Below are 4,201 nucleotides of genomic sequence, written 5' to 3' on the forward strand. Positions count from 1 at the left end.
GCACGGCGCGGCCGGCCGGGCCCGCCGTGGCGATCGCCTCGCCGTCCGGCGACAGGATCGCGTCGGGGCCGATCTCTGGCCCGGAGGCCAGAAGCACCGCCCGGTGCAGGGTGTTCTCGAGTTCGCGCACGTTCCCGCGCCAGGGGTTCTTCACCACCAGCGCCCGCGCCTCGGCGCTGAGGGCGCGGGCCGGGACGCCGTTCACCTCGGCGTATTTCCGGGCGAAGTGGGCGGCGAGTTCGAGGATGTCGGCCGGCCGGTCGCGCAGGGCCGGCAGCTTCAGCGAGACGACGTTGAGGCGGTAGAACAGGTCCTCGCGGAACGTCCCCTTGCGGACCTCCTCCATCAGGTTGCGGTTCGAGGTCGCCAGCACGCGGATGTCGACCCGCACCGGGGCGGTGCCGCCGACCCGGTCGATCACCCGCTCCTGCAGCGCACGCAGCAGCTTGGACTGCAGGCGCACATCCATCTCGGAGATCTCGTCGAGCAGCAGGGTGCCGCCGTTGGCCTCCTCGAACCGGCCGATCCGTCGGGCGACCGCCCCGGTGAACGCACCCTTCTCGTGGCCGAACAGCTCGGATTCGAGCAGCGCCTCGGGGATCGCCGCGCAATTGACCGAGACGAACGGCTTGCCGGCCCGGTGCGACTTCAGGTGGACGTGGCGGGCCAGCACCTCCTTGCCGGTGCCGCTCTCGCCGGTGATCAGCACGGAAGCCTCGGAGGGGGCGACCTGCTCGGCGAGCTTGACCACCCGCTCCATCGCCGGATCGCGCCACACGAAGGCCGCGCGGTCGGAGGCGACCGCCTCCAGCACCGCGGCGATCAGCTCGGGATCGGGCGGGAGCGGGATGTATTCCTTGGCGCCGGCCCGGATCGCCGCGACGGCGGTCTGGGCGTCGGCCGAGACCCCGCAGGCCACGACCGGGGTGCGGATCCGCTCGGCCTCCAGGGCGTCGACGAGGTCGCGCACCGCCAGCGACACGTCGATCATGATCAGGTCGGCGCCCTTGGCGCGCAGGACGTTGAGGCCCTGTGGGATCGCGTCCGCCTGCGTGACGGAGGCGCCGCGCCGCATCGCGATCTTGGAGGCGGTGATCAGCTCGCCGTTGAGCCGCCCGATCATCAGGAGCCGCATGGTTCGTCCCTCTCAAACATCGTGGCGCGGAGCGCGGGCCGCCTCGGCAAGGCGACGGTCTCCGCCGCAGATCAAAAAACTATTCGCCCTTGACGATCTCGGTCATCGTCACGCCGAGCCGGTCCTCGACGAGGACGACCTCGCCGCGGGCGACGAGCCGGTTGTTGACGAACACGTCGATCGCCTCGCCGACCTTCCGGTCGAGTTCGAGCACGGCGCCGGGGGCGAGCCGGAGCAGGTCGCCGATCGGCATCCGGGAGGAGCCGAGCACCGCCGAGACCATCACGGGCACGTCGAACAGCTGCTCCAGGTCGGCGGCCGTCTTCGGGGTCGTGGGCGTGTCGCGGATCGAGCCCGCGGCGTAGTCGGGGTCGTTCTCGCCGAGCTGGGGCAGGCTGAAATCGTCGGACATCCGGGCTCCTTACGGGGTCGGTGGCAGGCCGAGGGCGTCGGCGACGGCGGCCTCGATGCGGGCGCGCTCGCGCACGATGCCGCCGTCGGCCCATTCGATGCGGGCGTCGCCCGCGTGCATGTCGGGATCGCCCAGCACCACGAGGCGGCCCTCGTAGCCGCGTTCGCGGGCGAGCCGCTTCACCAGGGTTTCCGCTTCCTCGACCAGGCCGTCATGCACGCGCACCACCAGGTGGGGCACGCCGCGCAGGTGCTGGAGCGCCGCCCGGGCGGCCTCGCCCATGCTCTCGGGGGTGCCGAGGCTCAGCGTGTAGGCGGTCACAGCCGGGGCGGGAGCGGTCAGCCCGGCGATCTCCCAGGCCCGGCGGCCCTGAAGCTTGGCCTCCAAATCGAACAGCGCGCAGTCGAGGGCGTTGCGCGCCGCGCCCGCCTTCATCCGCGCCGTGAGTTCGTCCCGCCCGATCCCGGCGCCGATCGCGTCCGCCTGCCCCTCGATCAGCGCGACGACGCTCTCGACGCTCTCGCCGTAGCGGGGATAGGGCACACACTCGCCGCGCCCGATTCCGTTCGCGTCCGTGATGGTCGCCACCACCACGGCGATCTCGGTGCGGCTGCCCCGGGAGATCGTGAACGCCCCGGCGATCGGGAAGCGCTCGACGGACAGGGTCAGGCGGCGGGCCATGTCAGACCTCCGGGAAGTCGGAAACGATCCGGTCGACCAGCCCGGCGACGCCGAAGCGCACCGGGTCGGTGGCGGGCAGGCCGTGCTCGGCGGCGAGTTTTTCGAGGAGCGCCTTGGCCTCGCCCTCGCCCAAAGCCTGCGTGTTCACGGCGATCCCCACCGGGCGGATCGCCGGGTTGGTCAGGCTGCCGAGCTGCACGGTGAGGTCGATCACCTGCTGGAGGGTCGGCAACGGGTGCTTCACGCCCCGCATCGTGGTGCGGGTCGGCTCGTGGCAGACCACGAAGGCGTCGGCCTGGGCGCCGTGCAGCAGGCCGAGGCTGACGCCTGCGAAGGACGGGTGGAACAGCGAGCCCTGCCCCTCGATCAGGTCCCAGTGATTCGGGGCGGCCTCGGGCGAGATCGTCTCGACCGCGCCGGAGATGAAGTCGGCCACCACGGCGTCGATGGCGACGCCTCGGCCCGAGATGAACACGCCGGTCTGGCCGGTGGCGCAGAAATCGGCATCGAGCCCGCGCTCGCGCATGCCCCGCTCCAGGGCCAGCACGGTGTACTTCTTGCCGACCGAGCAGTCGGTGCCGACGGTGAGCAGACGCCGGCCCGCGCGCTTGGTGCCCTTGCCGGTGGGGAAACGCTCGTCGGTGTGGCGGACATCGTGGAGCTGGCGGCCGCGCCGTGCGGCGGCCTCCGCGATCGCCGGGACCGCACCGAGCTTGACGTGCAGGCCGCTCGCCACGTCGAGGCCGGCCTCGATCGCCGCCACGATCTCCTTGATCCAGTGGTCCGGCAGCACGCCGCCGGCGTTGACCACGCCGATCACCAGGGTCCGGCAGCCCTTGGCCAGGGCCTCCGGCAGGGTCATGTCGGGGATCCCCAGGTCGGCCGCGCAGCCGGGGAGACGCATCTGGCCGACGCACCAGTCCGGGCGCCAATCCTTGATGCCGTAGGCGGTCTTGGCCGCCAGCGTGTCGGGCACGTCGCCCAGGAACATCAGATAGGGCGTGGCGATCTGCATCGGTCGAAAAGCCTTCTGGGGAAGCCGGCGGCCCGTCTATGCGGGATCGTGGCCGCTCGGCGCAATGCACGATGGCGGCCAGGGCGGTGGACGCCGTCCCCGTCCGGCGCATCGCCGGCATGCCCGGGCAGCGGTGGATTTCCCCGGCCGCCCCGTACTTTCGGCCCGCGCACCGGAACGGGCGGCATCCGCGCACGATTGCCGAAGGAGTCCTGCGCTCGCGATGGGCGGATTCCATCGGTCGAGCAGCCTTCCGCATCCGGAGGTCATCCGATGATCTTCATGACCGACGCCACGGGCGCCCTGACCTATGTCAGCCCCGAATGGCACCGCCTCACCGGGCAGGCCAGCCGCGACGCCGTCGGGCAGGGCTGGTTCGAGCGGCTCCACAGCGAGGACGGCGCGGTGCTGCGGGCGGTCATCAAGGAGGCCGCGCAGGCGCAGGCCGAGTTCACGGTCCGGTTTCGCCTCTCCTGCGAAGACGGCGCCTCGATCTGGGCGACCGCCGGGGCGGTGCCCTCCTACGGGCCGCCCGACCACACCTTCCTGGGGTTCCTCGGCTCGATCACCGACATCCCCCCGGGCGGCGAGCCCATGCAGGCGCAGGGCGGCCTCGGGCGCTTCGTCCCGCCGCCGCCGAGTCCCGCCATGGCCCCGGCCTCGACCCTCGACCTCGTGGCCGACCATCTGCTGATTGCGCACGGCCTGATCGAAGAGGATGGCGGCAAGGCCGCGCTGGCGCCCCTGCGGGAGGCCCTGTTCCGGGTCGCCCAGGCGATCGCGCGGCGGATGGCGATCTCACCCGACGCATCCGTCATCGAGGATGGCGAAACGGTTCACTGAGGCCGGCCCGGGCTCATCCGGACCGGCCGCGGCCATCAGGCGGCGCGTCGTCGCGCGACCGCCGCCTCGTCCGCCACAGACTCGACCGGGGCGAGGACGCCCGTCGGCCGGACCA

4 protein-coding genes and 1 pseudogene are annotated in these 4,201 nt (G+C 72.2%); 1 reads left to right on the plus strand and 4 read right to left on the minus strand.

Going from position 1 to position 4,201, the window contains the following annotated elements:
• The 4 genes and pseudogenes from FV228_RS21910 to dgcN form a co-directional block, all read right to left on the minus strand.
• The coding region (locus FV228_RS21910; RefSeq protein ID WP_147856537.1) for a sigma-54 dependent transcriptional regulator at nt 1-1,135 on the minus strand (1,135 nt) is incomplete at its 3' end.
• 79 nt (nt 1,136-1,214) lie between these two features.
• Nucleotides 1,215-1,547 carry a flagellar motor switch protein FliN gene (gene fliN / locus FV228_RS21915; RefSeq protein WP_147856538.1) on the minus strand — a complete coding sequence of 111 codons (333 nt, stop codon included), beginning with the start codon at nt 1,545-1,547 and terminating at the stop codon, nt 1,215-1,217.
• 258 nt (nt 1,548-1,805) lie between these two features.
• Nucleotides 1,806-2,228: pseudogene (locus FV228_RS33320) on the minus strand (dipeptide epimerase); the annotation flags it as partial.
• A gap of 1 nt (nt 2,229) precedes the next feature.
• The gene (gene dgcN, locus FV228_RS21925) at nt 2,230-3,243 is read right to left on the minus strand and encodes an N-acetyltransferase DgcN (RefSeq protein WP_147856540.1); all 1,014 of its coding nucleotides are present in this window, start codon (nt 3,241-3,243) and stop codon (nt 2,230-2,232) included.
• A 273-nt stretch (nt 3,244-3,516) separates the two neighbouring features.
• On the opposite strand from dgcN, the gene FV228_RS21930 reads away from it, so the two are divergent.
• The gene (locus FV228_RS21930) at nt 3,517-4,086 is read left to right on the plus strand and encodes a PAS domain-containing protein (RefSeq protein WP_147856541.1); all 570 of its coding nucleotides are present in this window, start codon (nt 3,517-3,519) and stop codon (nt 4,084-4,086) included.
• The last annotated feature ends 115 nt before the right edge of the window (nt 4,087-4,201 follow it).

It is taken from the genome of Methylobacterium sp. WL18 (genome assembly GCF_008040015.1).
Taxonomy (GTDB): Bacteria; Pseudomonadota; Alphaproteobacteria; order Rhizobiales; family Beijerinckiaceae; genus Methylobacterium; species Methylobacterium mesophilicum.

What these genes read in the sequence shown, in the direction of transcription:
- FV228_RS21930 (WP_147856541.1), top strand. Translation starts at nt 3,517, where the DNA reads ATGATCTTCATGACCGACGCCACGGGCGCCCTGACCTATGTCAGCCCC.
- fliN (WP_147856538.1), bottom strand. Translation starts at nt 1,547, where the DNA reads ATGTCCGACGATTTCAGCCTGCCCCAGCTCGGCGAGAACGACCCCGAC.
- dgcN (WP_147856540.1), bottom strand. Translation starts at nt 3,243, where the DNA reads ATGCAGATCGCCACGCCCTATCTGATGTTCCTGGGCGACGTGCCCGAC.